The organism is Alteromonas sp. KUL42, assembly GCF_006538325.1.
Classification (GTDB): domain Bacteria; phylum Pseudomonadota; class Gammaproteobacteria; order Enterobacterales; family Alteromonadaceae; genus Alteromonas.
In genome coordinates this window covers 1-1,367 of record NZ_BJKK01000043.1, presented here as the reverse complement: position 1 = coordinate 1,367, position 1,367 = coordinate 1, and the positions used below count along the sequence as shown (strand labels likewise).

Here is a 1,367-nt window from a genome sequence, read left to right as displayed (position 1 = left end):
CTAAAGGCGCTCGCGCTGCTTATGTGGACTCCCCCATGTCAACAACCAAAATTTAATATCACAAAAAGAAAAATGCGTGCTTATGTTCGAGCTCTAATAGAGAAGCTATCTCTGGCTCACTGATGTTTACGCGAACAAACGGCCAAGTCTCGCTGGCGAGCTTTTATGCTCCAAGCTTGCGGCTGACTTCGTTTGTAGATTTTTATCTTTGTTCAAGCATTTTAGTTGGTTAACTCATTTTGCGCTGTGAGTTATGCAGCGTGATACTCTGTATTATTTTGCAGCATACTATAAGCAGTTCTGACGGTTTTATTAGCCAGGGCTACAGCTGCACACCTATTACCTCGCCGTTGCATTAAGCCCTGCAACCAAAGTTCTTTTTCGTTTTTGCGCCGTACTTTATCACTTTAATCACCACTGACATGGCGCCAGTGATCAGCTGACTTCGAAGGGAGCCGTTTTTACAATACTTACCTATGGTCCCCATGACTTCTTTACCACCAGAGGAATGCTGAATTGGCGTTAAACCAATACAAGCAGACGCGTTTTTCCCACTTTTAAATGGCTGCGATTGATTTGCACCCAAAGCAATATAAAGGTTTATAGCATTAACGGGTCCTACACCCTCAAGCTTTAATAGCTTCTTACAATCAGGTAATAACTGAATACTCTGTTCTAAATATTTATCGTATTCACGAATAGCGCTAATCATATTTTCAAGTTGCACTTTAGCGACCGAAAGAGTGGCGCGGAAGGTATCAGACAAATTAATCTCTCCATCTTCAAGTACACCTTCCAACCCTCGCAGTATGCCGGCCTGAGTGTTGGGTAAACGGATATTTAGTTCTAACAGTAATGATACTATTTGTTTCTGTGAGGCGTTTTGACTCTTAATTGCTAACTCACGCAAACGTTGAATTGATTGCAACTGTTGTTGCTCAACACTTTTACCGTTGATAAAAGACACTTCCGGTAAAAACAGTGCTTGAGCAATCGCCAATGCATCATTTTTATCCGTCTTTTGGTTCTGCCTAACAGCTTTGACCAACTTGGCACTAATAAGTCGAGCATCATGACCGGCTTCGATAGCGCGTTGATACCAATAGTTTGATGTAGAGCAGGCTTCGAACGCTACAGTAAGGGGTTTCGATTTGGCTAACCAAGACGAAAACTCATCAACACTCATCTCTACATTGGACGTAACTTTCTTACCGTTTAATGTACAAACCTGAATTATATTTTTTGCTAAATCAACGCCGACTTTAGTACGATACATGTTAAGGACTCTCTTTAATATTTTTTGTGTGGTAACAAAAATATTACCCCAAACCCTCAGGTGCGGGGGAGTCCAATTATCTCGCTGGGAC

At 41.7% G+C, this 1,367-nt stretch carries 1 pseudogene; it reads right to left on the bottom strand.

The features are described from left to right. Window positions 1-251: 251 nt before the first annotated feature. Window positions 252-1,276: pseudogene (locus EYR97_RS21765) on the bottom strand (IS110 family transposase). Window positions 1,277-1,367 lie beyond the last annotated feature (91 nt).